The 19846-nt window shown below is 67.2% G+C and carries 20 protein-coding genes; 13 read left to right on the plus strand and 7 right to left on the minus strand.

Translation table 11 applies throughout. The annotated features are described in order from the left end of the window. Positions 1 to 173 (minus strand): TRIC cation channel family protein (locus tag C8J30_RS16945; protein WP_181420931.1); only part of this gene is annotated, 173 nt, incomplete at its 3' end. A gap of 273 nt (positions 174 to 446) precedes the next feature. Between C8J30_RS16945 and C8J30_RS16950 the strand changes: the two genes are divergently transcribed. From C8J30_RS16950 to C8J30_RS16990, 9 genes are all read left to right on the plus strand, one after another. Beyond that, entirely contained in the window at positions 447 to 1364 is a 918-nt protein-coding gene (locus C8J30_RS16950) for a dihydrodipicolinate synthase family protein (protein ID WP_394341943.1), read from the plus strand. 1 nt (position 1365) lies between these two features. Then, positions 1366 to 2874, plus strand: coding sequence for an aldehyde dehydrogenase (locus C8J30_RS16955; protein ID WP_110807123.1), 1509 nt, complete (start codon positions 1366 to 1368; stop codon positions 2872 to 2874). 8 nt (positions 2875 to 2882) lie between these two features. Then, positions 2883 to 4229: an NAD(P)/FAD-dependent oxidoreductase gene (locus C8J30_RS16960; protein ID WP_110807125.1), complete on the plus strand. Its 1347-nt coding sequence runs from the start codon at positions 2883 to 2885 to the stop codon at positions 4227 to 4229. A 20-nt stretch (positions 4230 to 4249) separates the two neighbouring features. Further along, positions 4250 to 5179 carry a LysR substrate-binding domain-containing protein gene (locus C8J30_RS16965; RefSeq protein WP_110807127.1) on the plus strand — a complete coding sequence of 310 codons (930 nt, stop codon included), beginning with the start codon at positions 4250 to 4252 and terminating at the stop codon, positions 5177 to 5179. 240 nt (positions 5180 to 5419) lie between these two features. Beyond that, the gene (locus tag C8J30_RS16970) at positions 5420 to 6271 is read left to right on the plus strand and encodes a glycine betaine ABC transporter substrate-binding protein (protein WP_110807166.1); all 852 of its coding nucleotides are present in this window, start codon (positions 5420 to 5422) and stop codon (positions 6269 to 6271) included. A 66-nt stretch (positions 6272 to 6337) separates the two neighbouring features. Beyond that, positions 6338 to 7402, plus strand: coding sequence for a quaternary amine ABC transporter ATP-binding protein (locus C8J30_RS16975; RefSeq protein WP_110807129.1), 1065 nt, complete (start codon positions 6338 to 6340; stop codon positions 7400 to 7402). A 1-nt stretch (position 7403) separates the two neighbouring features. Further along, complete coding sequence (locus tag C8J30_RS16980) at positions 7404 to 8261, plus strand: ABC transporter permease (RefSeq protein ID WP_110807131.1); 858 nt, start codon at positions 7404 to 7406, stop codon at positions 8259 to 8261. Further along, positions 8258 to 9079: an ABC transporter permease gene (locus tag C8J30_RS16985; RefSeq protein ID WP_110807133.1), complete on the plus strand. Its 822-nt coding sequence runs from the start codon at positions 8258 to 8260 to the stop codon at positions 9077 to 9079. The genes C8J30_RS16980 and C8J30_RS16985 overlap by 4 nt, the downstream gene beginning before the upstream one ends. Before the next feature lie 7 nt (positions 9080 to 9086). Further along, positions 9087 to 10106, plus strand: a complete 1020-nt coding sequence (locus C8J30_RS16990) for a GlxA family transcriptional regulator (protein ID WP_245909905.1) — start codon at positions 9087 to 9089, stop codon at positions 10104 to 10106. 9 nt (positions 10107 to 10115) lie between these two features. Here C8J30_RS16990 and C8J30_RS16995 read toward each other — a convergent pair whose 3' ends face one another. The 6 genes from C8J30_RS16995 to C8J30_RS17020 form a co-directional block, all read right to left on the minus strand. Beyond that, entirely contained in the window at positions 10116 to 11762 is a 1647-nt protein-coding gene (locus tag C8J30_RS16995) for a Na/Pi cotransporter family protein (RefSeq protein WP_110807135.1), read from the minus strand. A gap of 147 nt (positions 11763 to 11909) precedes the next feature. Next, positions 11910 to 13274: a chromate efflux transporter gene (gene chrA, locus C8J30_RS17000; protein WP_110807137.1), complete on the minus strand. Its 1365-nt coding sequence runs from the start codon at positions 13272 to 13274 to the stop codon at positions 11910 to 11912. Positions 13275 to 13356: 82 nt separating this feature from the next. Beyond that, positions 13357 to 13827 carry a DUF411 domain-containing protein gene (locus C8J30_RS17005; RefSeq protein WP_110807139.1) on the minus strand — a complete coding sequence of 157 codons (471 nt, stop codon included), beginning with the start codon at positions 13825 to 13827 and terminating at the stop codon, positions 13357 to 13359. A 12-nt stretch (positions 13828 to 13839) separates the two neighbouring features. Further along, positions 13840 to 15315, minus strand: a complete 1476-nt coding sequence (locus tag C8J30_RS17010; RefSeq protein WP_110807140.1) for a multicopper oxidase family protein — start codon at positions 15313 to 15315, stop codon at positions 13840 to 13842. A 37-nt stretch (positions 15316 to 15352) separates the two neighbouring features. Beyond that, positions 15353 to 15682 (minus strand): hypothetical protein, encoded by a 330-nt coding sequence (locus C8J30_RS17015; RefSeq protein WP_110807142.1) that lies wholly within the window; start codon positions 15680 to 15682, stop codon positions 15353 to 15355. Positions 15683 to 15805: 123 nt separating this feature from the next. Beyond that, positions 15806 to 16429 (minus strand): recombinase family protein, encoded by a 624-nt coding sequence (locus C8J30_RS17020; protein ID WP_110807144.1) that lies wholly within the window; start codon positions 16427 to 16429, stop codon positions 15806 to 15808. A gap of 87 nt (positions 16430 to 16516) precedes the next feature. On the opposite strand from C8J30_RS17020, the gene C8J30_RS17025 reads away from it, so the two are divergent. The 4 genes from C8J30_RS17025 to tnpB all read left to right on the plus strand — a co-directional run bounded on the left by C8J30_RS17025 (position 16517) and on the right by tnpB (position 19804). After that, positions 16517 to 18316 carry an inositol monophosphatase family protein gene (locus tag C8J30_RS17025; protein WP_220033823.1) on the plus strand — a complete coding sequence of 600 codons (1800 nt, stop codon included), beginning with the start codon at positions 16517 to 16519 and terminating at the stop codon, positions 18314 to 18316. Between the two features lie 429 nt (positions 18317 to 18745). Beyond that, complete coding sequence (locus C8J30_RS18940; protein WP_110807146.1) at positions 18746 to 18973, plus strand: hypothetical protein; 228 nt, start codon at positions 18746 to 18748, stop codon at positions 18971 to 18973. Between the two features lie 49 nt (positions 18974 to 19022). Further along, positions 19023 to 19457 carry a transposase gene (locus C8J30_RS17035; RefSeq protein ID WP_110807148.1) on the plus strand — a complete coding sequence of 145 codons (435 nt, stop codon included), beginning with the start codon at positions 19023 to 19025 and terminating at the stop codon, positions 19455 to 19457. Next, on the plus strand, positions 19454 to 19804 hold the full coding sequence (gene tnpB, locus C8J30_RS17040) for an IS66 family insertion sequence element accessory protein TnpB (RefSeq protein WP_055209617.1): 351 nt from the start codon (positions 19454 to 19456) through the stop codon (positions 19802 to 19804). Before C8J30_RS17035 ends, tnpB begins: the two co-directional genes overlap by 4 nt. Positions 19805 to 19846: the final 42 nt, after the last annotated feature.

Here is a 19846-nt window from a genome sequence, read left to right on the forward strand (position 1 = left end):
AACACCGGAACATCGAGGATCAGGTCCCGCACCGTGCCGCCGCCGATTCCCGTCAAGGTGCCGAGAAAGGTGAAGCCCAGAATGTCGAGCTGCCGACGCGAGGCCGTCAGCGCCCCGGTCGCGGTGAAAAGCGCAACCCCCAGATAGTCGAGAATCGTGACGTATGAGGTCATGGTCAGTCCCCTGAATCGATGCGGCCCAGCAGATATTGACTTAAGTTGCGAAGTGCAACTGTTGCGAATTTTCGTGACGATCTCCGGCCTTGGAGCATAGGGCAAAGCGGCGCCAAGGGAAGCGGTGGCGCGAGGCGGGCAGATCGACTTTGCAATAGCTTTTCTAATGCGCCAATCCTGAACATTCTCCTTTGCGATGCGCGCGGCCTTGCCCTTAGCTGCATCAAAAGCCGGATCGGGCCGCAACGCCCGACGCCTTCAGGGAGAACCACCATGCCGCCACGGATGCGCCTCGAGGGCATCTATACGCCTGTCATCACGCCATTTTCAGCCGAAGGCGATATCGACTTCGACGCGCTTGCCGAGCTGGTCGAGCGTCTCGTCGGCGCGGGGGTGCACGGGCTCATTTCCGGTGGGTCCACCGGTGAGAACTATGCCGAAACGATCGAGGAGCGCCTTGCCATCGCCCGGTTCGTGACCGAGCGGGTGAAGGGGCGGCTGCCCGTCATCGTCGGCACCGGCGCGATGCGCACGCCCGATTCGATCGCGCTGGCCACCGGCGCGCGCGAGATGGGGGCGGATGCGATCCTGCTCGGCTCGCCGCCCTATGCCGTGCCGACCGAACGCGAAAACGCGCTGAACGCGCTTGCCATCGACCGCGCCGCGGATCTGCCGATCATCCTCTACAACTACCCCGGCCGGATGTGCGTCGAGATGGGGCGCGAGTTCCTGGACCGCGTCGGCCGCTCGAAGAATGTCATCGGCATCAAGGAAAGCTCGGGCGATATCAACCGGCTGCACCTGCTCGCCCGCGACTATCCGCATATCCAGATCTCCTGCGGCATGGATGATCAGGCGCTCGAATTCTTCGCCTGGGGCGCGACGAGCTGGATCTGCGCCGGGTCGAACTTCCTGCCCGAAGAGCACATCGCGCTTTACGAAACCTGCGTCGTGCAAGGCGATTTCGCCAAGGGCCGCCGGATCATGTCGGCGATGCTGCCCTTGATGCGGGTGCTCGAACAGGGCGGCAAGTTCATCCAATGCGTCAAGCACGGGGTCGAGACCACCGGGCTGCGCGCCGGCCCGATGCGCCCGCCGCTCAAAGGGCTGAACAAGGACGACAAACGCGAACTCGAACAGGTGATCCGGGTGCTGAAAACGACCGTCGCCGCGATCCTGAAGGGGAACTGACATGGCCGATCTTCTGACGCACGAGGACTATCAAGCGCTCGCCGCCAGCCTCGATCTGCCGCAAAATGCTTTCATCGACGGCACCTCGCGGCCTGCGATCTCGGGCAAGACCTTTGCGACGACGAACCCGGCCACGGGCCAGGTTCTGGGCACCATCGCCGCCTGCGGTCCCGAGGATGTCGATTTCGCAGTGTCGAAAGCGCGCGAGGCCTTTGACGATGGTCGCTGGTCGAAGCTGCATCCGGGCGAGCGCAAGGATGTGCTGATCCGTCTGGCCAAGCTGATGACCCGCAATGCCCGCGAGCTGGCGGTGATGGAAAGCCTCGACAGCGGCAAGACGATCTACGACTGCGAGAACGTCGATGTGCCCGAGGCGATCCATGTGATCAAATGGCATGCCGAGCTGATCGACAAGATCTACGATCAGGTCTCGCCCGCCTCGGATGATCACATCGCGATGGTGCTGCGCGAGCCGGTGGGCGTCGTCGGCCTTGTGTTGCCGTGGAACTTCCCGCTGCTGATGCTGGCTTGGAAGATCGGTCCGGCGCTGGCCGCGGGCTGTTCGGTGGTGGTGAAGCCTGCCGCCGAAACCACGCTCACGGCGCTGCGCATCGCGGAACTCGCCCACGAAGTCGGTGTGCCGCGCGGGGTCTTCAACGTCGTCACCGGCTCGGGCGCCGAGGTGGGCGAGCCGCTCGGCCGTCACCCCGATGTGGACATGGTCTCCTTCACCGGCTCGACCGTCACCGGGCGGCGCTTCCTGCACTATTCGGCCGACAGCAACCTCAAGGAAGTTGTGCTGGAGCTTGGCGGCAAGAACCCCTGCATCGTGCTGGACGACGCCGAACATCTGGATGCCGTCGCCGCGCATGTGGTCAATGGCGCGTTCTGGAACATGGGCGAGAATTGCTCGGCGGCCTCGCGGTTGATCGTGCAGACGGGGATCAAGGCGAAGCTTCTGGCGCGGGTGGCCGAGCATCTGCGCGAATGGGTGGTGGGCGATCCTCTCGACCCCGAGGTGCGGGTGGGCGCGCTGGTGTCGAAGGCGCATTTCGCCAAGGTGTCGAGCTATCTCGACGCCTGCAAGGCCGAGACGATCCATCTGGGCGGCAAGATCGTCGCCGAGGGCTTCGTCGAGCCGACCGTGGTCGAGGTCTCCTCGCCCGACAGCAAACTCGCCGTCGAGGAAATCTTCGGCCCGGTGCTGACGGTGATCGAAGTGGCGAGTTTCGAGGAAGCGATCGCGGTGGCGAATGCGACCGAATACGGGCTTTGCGCCTCGATCTTCACCGCCAATGGCAAGCGGGCGCTGCGCGGCGCGCGGATGCTGCGGGCGGGGACGGTGACGGTCAACAGCTTCGGCGAGGGCGACATCACCACGCCGTTTGGCGGCTACAAGCAATCGGGCTTTGGCGGGCGCGACAACTCCATCCATGCGCATGACCAATACACCCAGCTGAAGACGATCTGGCTCGACCTGAGCGATCCTGCCGACAGCTCGGTGGATTGAGGGGCGCGATGACCACGCATGAGGTGATCCGGCAACCGCGGTTTACCGGGCCTGCGGGCTGGGCGGCGATCCTGCCGCCCGCTCCCCCGCGGCCGGTTCTGGGCGGCGATCAGGGCTGCGACATTGCCATCGTCGGCGCGGGCTATGCCGGGCTCTCGGCGGCGCGCAGGCTCTTGCAGATCGATCCGAAGCTTTCGGTGGCGGTGCTCGAGGCCGGGCATCTGGCCGAGGGCGGAACCGGGCGCAATTCGGGCTTCATGATCGATCTGCCGCATGAACTCACCGCCTCCGACTATGCCGCGGGCGGCGAGAGCCGCGACCGGGTGCTGACCCGGCTGAACCGCTTCGCGATCGATTTCGCGGCCGAAGCGGTGGCCGAGTATGACATCCCGGCGGGCTGGTTCCGTCGCACCGGCAAGATCAACGGCGCGGCCTCGGATGTGGGCTTGGCGGCCAACCGCGCCTATGCCGAGCATCTGGCCGCGCTGGGCGAGGCGCATGAGATGCTCGACGCCAGGTCGATGCGGGCGCTGACCGGCACCGACTATTATCAGGGCGGGCTTTTCACCCCCGGCGCGGCGATGCTGCAGCCGGCGGGCTATGCGATGGGCCTTGCCGCCGGGCTCGAACGCGCGGGGCTGCGGATCTTTGAGCGCTCCGGCGTGACCCGGATCGAGACGACGGCCACGGGGTGGAAGCTGACGACGGCGGGCGGGTCGATGACGGCCTCGCGCGTCATTCTGGCGACGAACGGGCATCTGGAAAGCTTCGGCTTTGCCAAGGGGCGGCTGATGCATGTGATGCTGAACGCCTGCATGAGTGCCGAGATGAGCCCGGCGCAGATCCGCGCCCTTGGTGGCGCCGAGGAATGGGGGCTGACCCCCGCCGATCCGATGGGCGCGACCGTGCGGCGGATCGGACCGGGGCAGGGCGGCCACAGGATCGTGATCCGGCAGGGCGCCTATTACCGCCCCGGCATGGAAACCACAGCGGCGGAGCTGGCGCGGCTGGTGCGGGCGATGCGGAGCAAGTTCGACGACCGCTTCCCGATGCTGCGGGACCTGCCCTTCGAACATGCCTGGTCGGGGCATCTGTGCCTGACGAAGAACGCCGTCACGATGATGCGACCGCTCGAACCCGGGCTTTTCGCCGCCTGTGTGCAGAACGGTCTTGGCACGGCGCGCGGCACGCTGACCGGCATCGGCGCGGCGGAACTGGCGATGGGGCGGCGCTCGGACATCACCGCGTATTTCGGCGCCGAGCCCGAACCCGCGAAACTTCCGCCACATCCATTCGACACGATCGGTGCAAACGCGTATCTTCGGTTTAAGGAATGGCAGGCCCGCCGCGAGTGACCCCGAGGGAAAGGAGTGCGATGGCCCCCGTCAGACGCCGTCATCTTCCCTCTCTTGGCGCGTTCGCCACTTTCGAAGTGGCGGCAAAGCATTTGTCCTTCACGCTTGCGGCGAAGGAATTGAACGTCACGCAGGGCGCGGTGAGCCAGCAGATCCGTCTGCTGGAAACCGCGCTCGAAACGCCCTTGTTCATTCGCAAGCACAACGCGCTCGAGTTGACCGAGCAGGGCAAGGCGCTGTTTGCCTCGGTCACGGTCGGGCTGGATGCGATTGCCGATGCGGTGGGCGCGATCTCGGGCGGGACCGAGCCGCAGCACATCACCGTCGCCGCGACCGATGGCATGGCCCGGTTCTGGCTGAAGCCGCTGATGGACAGTTTCCGCACCCTGCATCCCGAGGTGGGCTTCACCATTCTCGCCTCGGATCACGACGACACCCTGCGCAACTATTCGCAGGTCGATCTGGCGCTGATCTGCGGCAACGAGCGCTGCGAAGTCGGCGAGGAACTGCATTTCCTGTTTCCCGAACTGGCGCAACCGGTGTGCTCGCCCGGCTATCTGGCGGCGCAGGGGCCATTCGAGGCGGTGGACAGCCTCAATGGCGCAAACCTGCTGCATCTGCATGACAGCCATTGGAATGCCGATGCGATCGGCTGGCAGCCGCTGGGCTGGACCGAGTGGTTCCGCGCCAATGGCGGCGTCTGGGCGAAGGGGCCATCGAGCCTGATCACCAACAAGGTCGGTCTGCTGATCGAGGCGGCGCTGGCGGGCGAGGGCGTGATGCTGGGCTGGCATCACATGGTGCGCCATCATATCGAGGCCGGCACACTCGTCTTTGCCCATCCGGGCACCATCGGCGCCGGCCGCGGCAACTTTCTCAACTGCCGTCAGGTGGCGCTGCGCCGCCCCGCCGTCGCGCGCTTCGTGGCGCATCTTCTGGCGGCGCTCTGACCCTTTCTGCCATAGTTTCACTTATGCCGCGCCGCACGAAAAACTCGTTTGCGGGCCTGTGTGCGGCTGATTGATACTTCTGGAATTCCGGAGGACCGGAGTGTCGGGGAGACATCAGAAGCCCCCCGGCAAGGGAGACGAAACAGAGCATATCGACGCCATCGGAACCGCCGCAGCCCTGCGGCGAACGATCCCGCTTGCGCGGTCGACATGTTCGGAAACGACCAACAGGAGAGCGAGATGCGGAAGTTTCTGGGTGCGATCTGCGCCGCGGCGATTGTGATGGGCGGGGCCGCTTCGGCCACGGCCGAAGACAAGGTGATCCACATGGGCACCATGTCCTGGGAAGACCTGACCCCGATCACCGGCATCACCAAGAAGGTGCTGGAAGACAAGGGCTACACCGTCGAGGTGACCGAGTTTTCCGAATGGGGCATCGCCTATGCCGCGATGACGCGGGGCGATATCGACGTGCTGGCCTCGCAGACCGATTACGTGGCGCATGACTACTGGACGAAGAACATGTCCGCGCTCGAGAAGATTTCGCCGGTCTCGCACGGGCTGTTCCAGGGCCTTGCCGTGCCGAAATATGTCGACATCACCAGCGTCGATCAGCTGAACGACAATGCCGACAAGTTCGGCGGCAAGATCGTCGGCATCGAGCCGGGGGCCGGTCTGATGCGCGACACGGCGAATGCGGTGGATGCCTACGGCCTTGATCTGGAACTGGTCGAAGGCTCGACCGGCGCGATGACCGCGGCGCTGAAATCCGCCACCGACCGCAAGGAATGGATCGTCGCCACGGTCTGGGAACCGTCGTGGATGATGGTCAAGTACGACCTGAAATTCCTCGCCGATCCGAAGGCCGTCTTCCCGCCGCCGCAAAGCTACTACTGGGTCGGCACCAAGGGCTTCTCGGCCGCCCACCCGGCCGCGCGCGAGGCGATGGCGTCGGTCTACATCCCGCTGGCCGACATCACCGCGATGAACGCGGCGGTGAACGACGGCAAGACGATGGATCAGGCCGTCGCCGACTGGCTCGCTGCCCATGCGGATCTGGTGTCCCGCTGGGAAGACATCAAGTCCGAATGAGGCCATCGGCCCGGGGGTGCCTCTGCCCCCGGGCCGTTTCATTTCTGCGCGCGAAAGACCATCGGCATGACGCAAGACACTTCTGAAATCCTCATCGACTGCCGCAATGTCTGGAAAGTCTTCGGCGAACGCGCGGACGATGCCATCGCGGCGATCCGCACCCGCGGCGCGGGCAAGCGCGAGGTGCTGCGCGATTTCAACTGCGTGGTGGGGGTGGCGGATGCCAGCTTCCAGATCCGCAAGGGCGAGATCTTCTGCATCATGGGGCTGTCCGGCTCGGGCAAATCCACCCTTGTGCGGTTGCTCAACCGCCTGATCGAGCCGAGCCTTGGCGAGATTTCCATTCGCGGCCGCAACATCTCGCAGATGAACCGCAAGGATCTGCGGTCGCTGCGCGCCCACGAGATCGGCATGGTGTTCCAGTCGGTGGCGCTGATCCCCGGCCGGACCGTGCTCGACAACGCGGCCTTCGGGCTGGAAGTGCAGGGCGTGGGCAAGGCTGAACGGCATCGCATCGCGCTGGATGCGCTCGCCCGCGTCGGGCTGTCGGACTGGGCCAACCACCTGCCGAAGCAACTGTCGGGCGGCATGCAGCAGCGCGTTGGCCTCGCCCGCGCCATTGCCTCGGACCCCGGCATCATCCTGATGGACGAACCTTTTTCGGCGCTTGACCCGCTCATTCGTCGGCAGTTGCAGGACGAGTTCCGGCAGCTGACGAAGAGCTTGGGCAAATCCGCCGTCTTCATCACCCATGACCTCGACGAGGCGATGCGGATCGGCGACCGGATCGCGATCATGAAGGACGGGATGATGATCCAGATCGGCACCGCCGAAGAGATCGTGCTGCACCCGGCCGATGCCTATGTGGCGGAATTCGTGGCGGGCATTTCGCGGCTGCATCTGGTCAAGGCGCATTCGCTGATGCTGCCGCTGACCGATTATGCCGGTCCGGTCGAGAAACTGGCCCGCACTTCGCCCGAAGCCGATGTGCAGGCGCTGATCGATCTGGTTCTGGCCGCGCCCGAACAGGCGGTGGCCATCGCCGAGGGTGAGACGCTGCTCGGTGTCGTGACCGCCCGCACCCTGCTGCAGGGCATCCGCGGCGAAGAAGCCGTCGAAAAGGCGCAGTAAGATGGCATGGCGTGACGGCATCAAGGCCTTCGATGCGGCCATTGACGTGGGCATGGTCTGGATTTCCAACCATGGCAACGATGCGTTCGCGCTTTTGCGCGGACTGCTTGAGGGCGGCTTCGGCGCGATCCTGTGGCTTCTGGCCGAGATCCCGTTCTGGGCGCTTTCGGTGATGGTGGGGGCGCTCGGCTGGCGGCTGCTGGGCTGGCGCTTCGGGGCTTTCGCCACAGCAAGCCTTGCGCTTTGCGCGGCGCTCGGGCTCTGGACCGAGACGATCGAGACCCTGGCGCTCGTGCTCTCGGCCACCACGATGGCGGTGCTGATCGGTGGCGGCATCGGCGTCTTTGCCGGGCTCTCGCCGCGACTGGCGCGGCTGCTTGATCCGGTGCTCGATCTGATCCAGACCCTGCCGCCCTATCTTTACCTGCTGCCCGCCATCGCCTTTCTGGGCTATGGCCCGGCCACGGCCATTCTGGCCACCTTCATCGTCGCGGTGCCGCCGACGGTGAAACTGACCGCGCTTGGCATCTCGCGCACGCCGACCGAGTTTCTCGAACTGGGCGCGGCCTCGGGCGCAAGCGGCTGGCAGGTGTTCTCGAAGATCCGTCTGCCTTTCGCGCTGGCCTCGATCATGGCCGGGGTGAACCAGAGCCTGATGATGGCCTTCGGCATGGTCGTCATCGCCGGCATCGTCGGCTCGGGCGGGCTGGGGCAGACCATCTATGCCTCGGTGCGGACACTCGACATCGCCCGCTCGGTCGATGCCGCCATCGCCATCGTCGTCCTGACCATCGTGCTCGACCGCCTGAGCCAGACCGCCGCCCGCCCCCAAAGCTTCAAGACGGAGCCTCGCGCATGAGCGATCCGCTGTTTTCCCCCGGCACCCTGATCGCCGCGGGTCTCGACTGGCTGAACACCAACGGGCATGGCGTTTTCGCGCTGATCGGCGGCGCGGCCGAGGCGGTGCTGGATGGCGCCGAAACCGCGCTGCGCCTGCCCCCGGCCTGGGCCTTCATCGGCGGGGTGACCGCGCTGGCGCTTTGGGCGTTCGGCTGGCGCATGGCGCTGCTGGCTGCGCTGTCGCTGGGGCTGTGTCTGGCCTCGGGGCTGTGGAAGCAGGGGATGCAGACCATCGCGCTTGTCACCGTGTCGGTGCTGGCCTCGGTGATGCTGGCCTTTCCGCTGGGTCTTCTGGCCGCCCGTCGGCCCCGGCTGGAACGCGCGCTGCGCCCGGTGCTCGACATCATGCAGACCGTGCCGCCATGGGTCTATCTGATCCCCGCGGTGATGATCTTCAGCCTCGGCAAGGTGCCTGCGCTGATCGCCACCGTCGTCTACGGCATCCCGCCGATGCTGCGGATCACCACGCTCGCCTTCAAGGAAGTCCCGCATGAGCTGGTGGAGCTGGGGCAAGCCTCGGGTGCGACGCCGATGCAGGTGCTGACCAAGCTCGAGATCCCGGCGGCGCGAAAGACTCTGCTGGTCGGGCTGAACCAGACGATCCTTCTGTCGCTCGCCATGGTCGTGCTGGCCGGTCTTGTCGGCGGCGGCGGTCTGGGGGCCGAGGTGACGCGCGGCCTGACCCGGATGGAGATGGGGCTTGGTCTGCGCGCGGGGCTGTCGATCGTGGCTGTGGCGATTTTCCTTGATCGCATGTCGCGCCGGGTTCTGGAATGAGCGCCAAGTGACGGTGCTCGTCTCTGAACCGCTCGTCCCGCTCGGCGCGGCCTTCTTCCCGGTCGAGCATCCGGGCGAGACCCGCAAATACGCCTTCCTGCTGGTGCCGGGCTTCACGCTGCTTGCCTTTTCCTCGGCGGTCGAGCCGCTGCGCATCGCCAATCAGCTCTCGCAGCAGCCGCTGTATCAATGGCGGCTGCTGTCGGAGGACGGTCAGGCGGTGGCCTCGTCCTCGGGGATTTCGGTCTGCACCGATGGCGCGCTTTCGCCGCTGCCCCGCGACACCCGGCTTTTCGTCTGTTCGGGCAACCCGGCCAAGGCCGCCGCCGCGCCGCAGGTGATGGCGGTGGTGAGCCGCCATGCGCGCTTTGGCGGCACGGTGGGCGGCATCTGCACCGGCGCCGTGGCGCTGGCCGAGGCGGGTCTTCTGACCGACACGCCCTTCACGCTGCATTGGGAAAACCAGCCCGCCTTTGGCGAGGCCTTCCCCGATCTGGCGCCGAGCCCGGCGATGTTCGAGATTGCGCCGCGGGTGATGACCTGCGGTGGCGGCGCGGCCTCGACCGACATGATGATTGCGCTGATCGCCGCCGATCACGGCGCGGAATTCGCCGCGATGGTCTCGGAGATGTGCCTGCGCAAGGTGATGGTGGGGGTGGATGCGGCGCAGCGCTCGGCGCTGTCGGTGCTGATCCGCTCGCGCAATCCGGGGCTGATCGCGATCGTCGCGCGGATGCAGGCGCATCTCGAAGACCCCCTGCCGCTCACGGAACTCGCCCGCGACTCGGGCTATTCGCGCCGCCATGTCGAGCGATTGTTCGTTTCGGTGCTGGGCGAGACCCCCGGCGACTTCTATCGCGGGCTTCGCCTTGATCACGGCCGCAATCTGCTCTCGACAACCGACATGACCCTGATCGAAGTGGCCGTGGCCTGCGGTTTCGCAAGCGTCGCGCATTTTTCGAAAAGCTTCCGCGCAAGGTTTGGCCTTGCGCCGACGAAGTTCCACGGCCCGCGGCGGCGGTCCTGAACGCTTGGCTCAGGCGCGTCGCAGCCGCGTTTCCAGCAGCTCGCCGCTTTCGGTCAGGATCGGATAGGCGACCATCACGAAGCAGGTGTTGATCTGCTTCAACTCCCGCAGCAGCTCCTGATGGATGTTCGAGGTCGCGGCGCTCTCGGGATTGGCTTGCCGCAGCCGGGCCATGTGGGTCTGTTGCAGCGCCTGCTCCTGCCGCCGCGCCCGTTCTTTCTGCGCGACCAGGTCGCGGGCGGCGGCCGGGTTGCGGGTCATCTGCACCTGCAGCGCCGATTGCGCCGTCGCCAGCACGCTGTCGTGGAAATCCTCGAGGTCCTGCCGGTCATCGGCGGCGAAGGCCAGCCCCTCGGCCCCGAGTTTGCGGGCAAGGCCGAAGCTCATGCGCGCCACCGCATCGCCCGCCGCCTCGAAATGCGCCGCCTGTTCCACAAGGTCGGCGGCCCGGCGCGACAGCTCCGGGTCTTCGGTGGGGGTGTCGAGCCGCGCCAGATAGGCCTTGGTGGCCGCATGCATCCGGTCGAGCCGCAGCTCGGCCGCGGCGATGGCGGCGGCCTCGGTCCGGTCCCAGCGCGCAAAGAGCGGCAGCACCAGACGCAGCATCGCCTCGGCGGTCTCGCCCATGTGCAGCACCTGGCGCGCGGCGCAGGCAAGCGCGCGCTCGGGCTCGGCGAGCGCGGCAGGGTCGAGCGCGCCGGGCAGATCCTGCGTCAGCGCCGGGTCGGGGCGGTGCGGGATCACGCGCGACAGCACGGCGAGCAGGGCAGGGATCATCGCAAGCCCGATCGCCGCGACGGCGAGGTTGAAGAGCAGATGCAGGTTGATCACCTGCCGCCCCGGTGTCGCCCCGAGCCAGGACCAGTCATGCGGCACGAGGCTCAGCGCCGCAAGGCAGGCCGCTGCGCCCCCGCCGCGCACCAGCGCATTCGCCCAGACCATCTGCCGTGCCCCCGCCGAAGCGCCGAGCGTCAGCATCACCGCGATGAAACTGCCGCCAAGGTTCGCGCCCAGCACCAGCGCCGCCGCGACCGGGATCGTCAGCAGACCCTGTGTCGCGAAGACCATCACCATCAGCACCGCCGCGACCGAGGAATGGATCACCCAGGCGAGCGCCGCCCCCAGAACGAAGGTCGAGATCGGGTCTTGTTGCAGGAAGCCTGCGACCGAGGGCAGACCGGCCAGATCGCGGATCGGCGCGCTGGCATGCGCGATCATGTCGAGCGCGACGAAGGTCAGGGCAAGGCCGATCAGGATGCGCCCGATCTGCCGTCCGGGCTTTTCCTGCGTGCGCAGGAAGCTTGCGACGCCAATGAGCAGCAGCAGCGGCGCGAGCCACACCGGGCGCAGAACGAGCGCCTGCACCACCAGCGCCGAGCCGATGTCGGCGCCCAGAAGCATGGCCAGCCCGACCCCCGCCGAGATCGTTCCGGCAGTGACGAAGCCAGCGGCCAGCACCGCGACGGCGGTCGAGCTTTGCATCAGAAGCGCCACCGTGGACCCGCTGGCCGCCGCCACCAGCCGATTGCGCGCCGAGGCCCGCAGCCAGTGTCGCAACTGTGGTGCAAAGGCCCGCTCGACGCCGGTGCGGACCATCCGCACCGCATAGATGAGCAGCGCCGCCGCCCCCGCCACGTTCAGGAAGAACAACAGCATCGCTTCGCCCTCCGTGCTTGCCCGATCCGACGGCCTGACCCGGATCGACGGGACGGGCCTGCCTCTTTGTCTGCCTTTATCAGCTAGATCGGATCTGTCGCCTGCCCAGCGCGCACCCGTGCCGAAAGCCGCGGCGGCGGGCAGGGATCATGCCAACCCGGCCAGATGCGCCAGAATGCCCAGCCCGGCGGCGGCGCCCAGCACGGTCGTCATGCCCCAGCCGCGCCGGAACAGCGCCCAGAGCGCAAGGGCGGCAATCCCCGCCGCGGGCAGATCAAGCGTGCCAAGCTGCGGCAGATCGAGGCTCAGCGGGCCAAGGCTGACCCGCGTCACCCCGCGCCAGATCAGATGCAGCCCGAACCAGAGCGCCAGATTGGCGATCACCCCCACCACCGCCGCCGTCACCGCCGAAAGGGCCGCGCCAAGGGTCCGGTTCGCCCGCAGCCGCTCGACAAAGGGGGCGCCAAGCAGGATCCAGGCGAAGCAGGGGGCAAAGGTCACCCAGGTCGCCAGAAGCCCGCCGAGGGTTCCGGCAAGCAGCGGCGCCTCCCATCCCGCGGTGCGAAAGGCCGCCATGAAGCCCACGAATTGCAGCACCATGATCAGTGGCCCGGGCGTTGTTTCCGCCATGCCGAGCCCGTCGAGCATCTCGCCGGGCGTAAGCCAGCCGTAGCCGCCGACTGCGGCCTGCGCCACCCAGGCCAGCACCGCATAGGCGCCGCCGAAGGTCAGTACCGCGAGCTTCGAGAAAAAGAGCGCGATCGCCGTGAAGACGCTGTCGGGCGCGAGGAGCCTCAGCGCCGCCACCGGAACGAGCCAGAGGACCAGCGCGATCCCGCCTGCCTTCAGGGCCGCGCGGCGCTCGGGTCCGGCCGGGTCGCCGTGTTCTGCGCCGAGCAGTGTTTCCGCATCCGTCACGGTGGCGGGGCCCTGCGCGCCATGGCCGCCCGCGCCAAAGGCCTTCGGCACCAGCACGCCGCCAAGCGCGCCGATCAGCGCCGCGGCGGCGACGATCAGCGGGAAGGGCAGGGCGAAGGCAAAGAGCCCGATGAAGGCGAAAATCGCCACAAGCCGCTGCGCCCGCGTCGTCAGCGCCCGTTTTGCCACCCGCTGCACGGCCTGCGCCACGATCGCCAGCACCCCGGCCTTGAGGCCGAAGAACAGCCCGGACACCGCGCCCACATCGCCCCAGAGCGCATAGATCCAGCTCATCGCCATCAGCACCAGCACCCCGGGCGTGATGAAGAACAGTCCGGCCAGCAGCGCGCCCCTGACCCCATGCAGCAGCCAGCCGACATAGGTCGCCAGCTGCATCGCCTCGGGCCCGGGCAGGAGCATGCAGAAGTTCAGCGCATGCAGGAACCGCGCATCGCCCAGCCAGCGTTTTTCCTCGACCAGAATGCGGTGCATCACCGCGATCTGTCCGGCCGGGCCGCCAAAGGACAGGCAGGCGATCCGCGCCCAGACAAGGGCGGCGGCCCCGAAGCCGGGGCGTTCGAGTGTCGTGGTCATGCTGGACCCTCCCGCGGCGAAGATGCGGTGCGCGGTGCAGGATTGTCAAATCCGCACCGCGCACCGCAAGGGCGGGCCGGGCTCAGGCCGCGTCGTAATGGGCGAAGATCGGGGTCTGCCCGTCGGCCGTGATCAGATGCACGTCATAGGCCTCGCGCTGATCCTCGGGGCCCATGCCGGGGGCACCGAGCGGCATGCCGGGCACCGCCAGCCCCAGCGCCGCGGGGCGCTCGGCCAGCAGGCGACGGATGTCTGCGGGGGGAACGTGCCCCTCGATCACATAGCCCTCGACGCGCGCGGTGTGGCAGGACCGCATCGGCTCGGGGATGCCGCTTTGCACCTTGAGCGCCTGCAGCGCGTCATAGTCGATCACCTGTGTCGTGACGGCAAAGCCGTCGGCGCGCAGAACGTCGATCCAGGCCTCGCAGCAGCTGCAGTCGGGATCCTTGACGACAAGGATCGCCACCGGCTCGGCGGCGGCAAGGGGCGCGGCGGCAAGAAATCCCGCGGCAAGGGCGAGGATCTGACGGCGGGACAGGTCGTGCTTGGTCATCTCGGGTCTCCCTCAGGCACGCACAAGGAATTCGGTCATCATGCCGGTCGCAAGATGGCCCATGTGGTGGCAATGCAGCATCCAGGGCGCGGCCTCGCCCGCATCCAGTGCGACCGTCACGCTGCCCATCGGCGGCACCGAAACGGTGTCGCGCACGGCGCCGGCGAAGCGGGTGCCGTTCACCTCGATCACCTGAAACGTATGGCCGTGCAGGTGCATCGGATGCGCCATCATCGACATGTTGTGAAACATCATCTCGACCCGCTCGCCCGATTTCGCCTCGACCGGACGGCGGTTTTCCCAGCTGCGCCCGTCGATCGTCCATTGATAGGGCAGCATCGACCCCATCAGCATCACCATCGGCTGCGCCGTGGCAGGCCGGGCGGCCAGCGGCGTGACGGCGCGCAAGACGATCTCCTGCGTCATGTCGCCCGAGACCGCCGGATGCGGGTTTTCGGAGAGATCGGCCAGCTTCGGCACCGCGGCCCCTTTCGGCGCAAGGATCAGCCCGGTGCGCTCGCGCGTGCCTTCGCGCAGGGCAAGGATCGGCACGGCAGTGCCATCGCCCGACAAGTCGATCTCGATGTCGAGCCGCTGGCCCGGCGAAATCGCAAACCGCGTGCCGGGCAGCGGCACCACCGGGTTGCCATCGACCGCGACGAGCCGCGCCGTGGCCGCGCCGGTGTCGATCCAGAAGGCGGTCATCGCCGCGCCGTCGATCACCCGCAGCCGCACCCGGCCGCCCTTTTCGACCCTCACCACCTCGGGATCGACCAGCGTGCGGTCGTTCGCAAGATAGGCGTCGAACTCGTAATCGTTCAGATCCATCGACATGCCGCCCTCCATCGAGGCGTGCATCTCGGCCATGCCGGGCATGGACATCATGTCCCCCATGCCCTGCATCCCCGGCATCGGCGCGGCGGAATGATCCATGGCGTCGTGATCCATCGCCGTGCCGCCGGTGACCGTCTCGAGCACCTCCTGCGGGGTCGCGAAGGCGAAATCATGCAGCAGCATCACCACCTCCTGCCGGTCCTCGGCGACCTCTTCGGGGCGGCGCACGATCAGCGGCGCGGCCAGAAGACCGATTTCCTGCTCGGGGATATGGCTGTGCATCCAGAACGTGCCGGGGCGGGCGGCAAAGTCGAAGCTGCGGCTTTGCCCCGGTTTCAGCATCGGGTTGGTGTTCGGCACGCCATCCTGCGCATTGGGCGGGATCTGCCCGTGCCAATGCACGATGGTGTCGATGTCGAGCGCATTCGTCAGATCGGTGCGGAAGCGCTGGCCCGGATCAAGGCGCAGGCCGGGGCGGCCCTGCGCATCCAGAAGGCCCATCACCGTGGCGGCGCGGCCGTTGACCTCGATCACCCGCGTCGTGGCGGTGAGCGAAAAGGTGTCGGCAGCGGCCCGGGCACGGGCGGGCACAAGGGGAAGCGCGGCAAAGGCAGCGGTTGCGGCCAGAAAGCCGCGGCGGGTGAGTGTCGTCATGATGATCTCCGGTTCAAAAAGGGGAACTTGGCAGAGATCAGGCGCGGGGCGGTGGGGCCTCGGGGGCTGGCACGCGCAGGGCGGCAAGCGGCAAGCGCGCGGGTGGGGTCAGGGTCGACACCCGCTCGGCCCGGGCGGCGGGCAGCACCGGCTCCGGCGTCAGCGAACTCGCCAGACAATGTTCAAGACAGGCCGCGGCCGCCTTGTGCAGGTCTGGTGCTGCGGAGCCATGCCCGGCATGGGCGGCGCAGGTCTGAGGGGCCGCGGGCATCGCGTGATCTGCGGCACAGCCAAGGTCGGGCAAAGCCAGTCCCGCCACGAAAATGGCGATCAGGGACAGCCGAAGCAGGGCGAAGAGATACCGCATAGACCGATCATGGCACGTCGCGCGCCCGCTGTCAGGTGACAAATGCGGGATGGATCGGCGCCGAGGCCCTCCATTGGCCGGGAGCGTCGTCCGCCGACCGCGGGGCGGCAGTTCCGCACGCCCTCACGGCTGCGCCAGAAGCTTTCGCAAATTGTCCGCCCGCCAAGGCTTGCCGCCGGGCGTGGTGACACCTTCGGCATTCAGCGCCCGGGCGATCTCGGCAAAGCTGGTCCCAGCTTCCCGCATCGCCCGGATGCGCGCCGCGATCTCGGCCCTGGCCTTGGGTTTGAGCGCGGTGTGGGTTTCCGTTGCCTGTTCCCAGGCGCGGAAATGCGACACCGGGTCAAAGATCTGCCCGTCGATCAGCACCGGCACCGGATCAAGCGCCATCACCCGCGGCTCGGTCTGCAAGCGCCCCCAAAGGCTCGCATGCGGGCGCCAGTGAAAGCTTTCGGCGAAGTTGACCACGGCCAGAGTGGCCTCCATCGCCTCGGCCTTCGCCAAGAGCCGCTCGACCTCGGGCAGGATGGCGCTGGTGCCACGATCCGCGCGCGTTTCCATGAAGGCGTCCTCGGCTACCACCTGACCGCCTTCATCCTTGGCCCAGCGGTGCACCCGTTCGCGCTGATAACGGATCGCGCGGCTGGCGGCAGCGGCATCGGCGATGCCTTTGGGCAGGCGGGTGAAGCCCAGCCAGGGCACGGGAAGGGTCCAGTAAAAACCGATGATGCGAAGGGGGCTGGGCATGGGGCCTCGACGCGGAATTTTCCGACAAAGAACCGGCGGGGCCGGGTTGGGGGGCAGAAAGGGCCATCAGCACAGGAGATAGCAAGAATGACCCGTCATTTCCACCTGCCCAGCCCTGCCGATTTGCTCGACGGCGTTCTGGCTGCGGTGCATCAGGCAGGAACGATGCTCTGGACCGAGTTTCACCGCCCCGGCGGGCCGCGCGGGCAAGGCGGCCATGCCGAGATTGACACCGAGATCGAGACGTTTCTGAAAGCCCAACTGCTGGCGCTGCATCGCTGCGACTGGCGGGGCGAGGAACTGCCGCGCGAGGGGACCGGGCATGCCGACGTCTGGGCGGTCGATCCGCAGGACGGCACCTCGGCCTTTTTGCGCGGCCATCGGGGATCGGCGATTTCGGTGGCGCTCTTGCGCCATGGGCAGCCGGTGCTTGGGGCGATCTATGCGCCGACTGCGCGCGCCGATGCGGGCGACCTGATCGCTTGGGCCGAGGGGCGGCGCCTGACCCGCAACGGCCAGCCGGTCGGGCCGCTGGCCCCGCGCCGCTATGATGCCGCGACCGTCGTTGCGCTGAACGAACAGGCGGGCGATTTCGCCGCCGCCAATCATGCCCGCCTTGCCCCGGCCGCGCTGCGGGCGCTCCCCTCGATTGCCTATCGGCTGGCGCTCGCTGCGGTGGGCGAGGTCGACGCGGCCGTTTCGATCACCCAGGGGCTCGACAGTTACGACATCGCCGCGGGTCATGCGGCGCTGATCGGTGCTGGCGGTGTGCTGGTGCAGCTGACTGGCGCCCCGGTGGTGCATGGTCGGGGCGGGTTTTCGGGCTGCATCGGTGGGGCGCCCGAGGTGGTGGCTGAGCTTGTGCGCCGGAAACCGCAGGCCGAGCGGCGGGTGGCCCGTCATCCTGCTCGGACCGCCAAGCCTTGCAACGAAAGCCTGATGCTGGACCGCGCACAGGGCGCGCTTCTGGGCCTTCTGGCGGGCGACGCTTTGGGCGCGCAGGTGGAATTTCTGAGTGCCGAGGCGATCCGCGCCCGCCATCCCGAAGGGGTGACAGAGCTGCGCCCCGGCGGCACCTGGAATCTGCTCGCCGGGCAGCCTACCGACGACGGCGAGATGGCGCTGGCGCTGGCGCGCAGCATCGTCGCGGCGCGGGGCTATTCGACCGAGGCGGCCGGGCAAGCCTATCTCGACTGGGGCCGCTCGCAGCCCTTCGACATCGGCACGACGACGCGGGCGGGGCTGGCGGCACTGGCCGGACGGGGGCGGGCGAATGCGCAATCGCAAGCCAATGGCGCGCTGATGCGGGCGGCGCCCATCGGCATCGCGGCGAAAGGGGTGCCGAATCGCGCCGCCGCCTGGGCACGGGCGGATGCGGCGCTGACCCATCCGCACCCGGTTTGTGCCGCGGCCAATGCCGCCTTCTGCGCCGCGATTGCGGTGGGGGTGGCGGGGGGCGACCGCCGCGCGATGGTCGAGGCCGCGATGGAATGGGCCGATGTGCTGGGTGATCCGGCGGGCGAGGTGGTGCGGCAGTGCCTCCGCGCGGCGGCCGAAGCTCCGCCCGCGGATTTCATGCGCCAACAGGGTTGGGTGCTGATCGCGCTGCAAAACGCCTTTCACCGGCTGATTTCGGGGCAGGGGTTGGTGCAGGCGCTTATCGACACCGTGGCGCTGGGCGGTGACACCGACACCAACGCGGCGATTTGCGGCGCGCTTCTGGGCGCGGTCGAGGGGCGGTCTGCGCTGCCCACGCGCTGGCAAGGACTGATTCTCGGCTGCCGGGCGGTTGCTGCGCCGGATGTCGCCCATCCGCGCCCGCCCAGCTTCTGGGCTGACGACGCGCTTGATCTGGCCGAGGCGCTGCTGATGGTCGCGGCCCCCTGAGCGGGTGGAAAGTGCTGGGCAACGCGAGTGTCTATTCGTGACATCAAGGGTTGCTTGAGGCCTTGCTTCAAGCAATCCGCCAAGCCTTGCTTCAAGCGACCCTAGTAACCACCGCGCAAGCGAGGCTGTCAGGGCTGCCAGACCGTCCTCAGTGCTGAGATGTCAATTGGCCACACTCAGGCGCACGGTGAGTCTCTGCATGCAATGCGCTGCGATCCGTAGCACCCAAGCGCAAAGAGTATGGCGGGCTGTATGGCGGGTCGGGTTGGTTGGGGGCGAAAAAGCCGGCCTTTATCATAATGTTATGGAGATTTTTGGAGGCGGGTACCGGAATCGAACCGGTCTTCACGGATTTGCAATCCATCGAAGAGCCTTGAACGGCAAGGGGAAATTCGTAAACGCCCCCCCGAAAGCACCCCCTCGAAAACAATGGGTTACGGGCAACCTGTAAACCCAATTCAGGCCTTCGCCAAGGACGGGCACAAACGCGCGTCGAAGATGCTGTGCTATGGCTTGATCCTCGACACCGCCGAAGGCTGGCAGGCCGTTGCGAATGTCTGGGCGGTGCGGCTGACCCCAGGAGAGCGCGCCGCAATTCTTATGGCAGCTCTTCATTCGCTGCATCGTAAGCGGTGCATATACCCCATGTTCCAATGAAATAAGGGTTTTGCGATGATCTCCCTCTCTCTGTTCGAAGGAGGTCGAGATGTTGGACGAGAAGGAAGGCGGCGATGTGGTGGTCTGGGGAATCCCGGTGATCACCGCCGACAATGGGCGTCGAATCTGGCCCGATGAGATCAAGGCGATGGCGGTGAAGAAGATCGAGGCCGGCACCAAGATCGTCACCGTCGCGAAGGAGATCGGGGCCAACGAATCCCTGGTCGCGAAATGGGCGCGCGCCGAATTGCCCGAGCTGCCGCGCCGGGGGAGGCCGCAGGGAAAGACTGTCTCGCAGGGCAAGTCTCCGCAGTTCGTCGAGGTGATGGCGCCCTCGGAACCGGTGCGCGCCACGAGGCAGACGGGCGCCGCTGACGCGGCCGCCTGTCAGATCCGGATCGGCGACGCCGAGATATCGCTGCGCGGTGACTTTCCGGCCGAGCAGCTGGCCGAGATCCTGCGTGCGGTGAGGGCCTCGCAATGAGTTACCACACCCCGAGCTACCGCATTTACCTCGCCACCGAGCCAATCGATTTTCGCAAGGGCATGGACGGGCTGGTGGCGCATGTCGCGAGCCAGTTCCAGCTCGACCCGTTCGACGGCGCGATCTGGGTGTTCCGGTCGCGGCGCGCCGACAAGCTGAAGATGATCGTCTGGGACGGCACCGGGCTGGTGCTGACGATGAAGCGGCTCGATGGCAAGCGCTTCGTCTGGCCGAAGGCGCAATCCGGGCCGATGATGCTGAACCAGGTGCAGTTCGACGCCCTCTTTGCCGGGGTCGATTGGCGCGGCATCGCGGTCAACGCTCCGCGCAAGCCGGTCATCGCCTGAGCCCCCCAAAATGCCCTTCTAGGCGGGTCGGGATTTCCCCGG

This window comes from Rhodobacter viridis, from assembly GCF_003217355.1.
In the GTDB taxonomy this organism is placed as follows: domain Bacteria; phylum Pseudomonadota; class Alphaproteobacteria; order Rhodobacterales; family Rhodobacteraceae; genus Rhodobacter; species Rhodobacter viridis.

Excerpts from the sequence above, each read along its gene's own strand:
- C8J30_RS16950 (WP_394341943.1), top strand. The coding sequence starts at position 447 with ATGCCGCCACGGATGCGCCTCGAGGGCATCTATACGCCTGTCATCACG.
- C8J30_RS17025 (WP_220033823.1), top strand. The coding sequence starts at position 16,517 with ATGACCCGTCATTTCCACCTGCCCAGCCCTGCCGATTTGCTCGACGGC.
- tnpB (WP_055209617.1), top strand. The coding sequence starts at position 19,454 with ATGAGTTACCACACCCCGAGCTACCGCATTTACCTCGCCACCGAGCCA.
- C8J30_RS16970 (WP_110807166.1), top strand. The coding sequence starts at position 5,420 with ATGCGGAAGTTTCTGGGTGCGATCTGCGCCGCGGCGATTGTGATGGGC.
- C8J30_RS17035 (WP_110807148.1), top strand. The coding sequence starts at position 19,023 with ATGTTGGACGAGAAGGAAGGCGGCGATGTGGTGGTCTGGGGAATCCCG.
- C8J30_RS16980 (WP_110807131.1), top strand. The coding sequence starts at position 7,404 with ATGGCATGGCGTGACGGCATCAAGGCCTTCGATGCGGCCATTGACGTG.
- chrA (WP_110807137.1), bottom strand. The coding sequence starts at position 13,274 with ATGACCACGACACTCGAACGCCCCGGCTTCGGGGCCGCCGCCCTTGTC.
- C8J30_RS16985 (WP_110807133.1), top strand. The coding sequence starts at position 8,258 with ATGAGCGATCCGCTGTTTTCCCCCGGCACCCTGATCGCCGCGGGTCTC.
- C8J30_RS16955 (WP_110807123.1), top strand. The coding sequence starts at position 1,366 with ATGGCCGATCTTCTGACGCACGAGGACTATCAAGCGCTCGCCGCCAGC.
- C8J30_RS16975 (WP_110807129.1), top strand. The coding sequence starts at position 6,338 with ATGACGCAAGACACTTCTGAAATCCTCATCGACTGCCGCAATGTCTGG.
- C8J30_RS16995 (WP_110807135.1), bottom strand. The coding sequence starts at position 11,762 with ATGCTGTTGTTCTTCCTGAACGTGGCGGGGGCGGCGGCGCTGCTCATC.
- C8J30_RS16965 (WP_110807127.1), top strand. The coding sequence starts at position 4,250 with ATGGCCCCCGTCAGACGCCGTCATCTTCCCTCTCTTGGCGCGTTCGCC.
- C8J30_RS17020 (WP_110807144.1), bottom strand. The coding sequence starts at position 16,429 with ATGCCCAGCCCCCTTCGCATCATCGGTTTTTACTGGACCCTTCCCGTG.
- C8J30_RS16960 (WP_110807125.1), top strand. The coding sequence starts at position 2,883 with ATGACCACGCATGAGGTGATCCGGCAACCGCGGTTTACCGGGCCTGCG.
- C8J30_RS17005 (WP_110807139.1), bottom strand. The coding sequence starts at position 13,827 with ATGACCAAGCACGACCTGTCCCGCCGTCAGATCCTCGCCCTTGCCGCG.
- C8J30_RS17010 (WP_110807140.1), bottom strand. The coding sequence starts at position 15,315 with ATGACGACACTCACCCGCCGCGGCTTTCTGGCCGCAACCGCTGCCTTT.
- C8J30_RS18940 (WP_110807146.1), top strand. The coding sequence starts at position 18,746 with ATGGGTTACGGGCAACCTGTAAACCCAATTCAGGCCTTCGCCAAGGAC.
- C8J30_RS17015 (WP_110807142.1), bottom strand. The coding sequence starts at position 15,682 with ATGCGGTATCTCTTCGCCCTGCTTCGGCTGTCCCTGATCGCCATTTTC.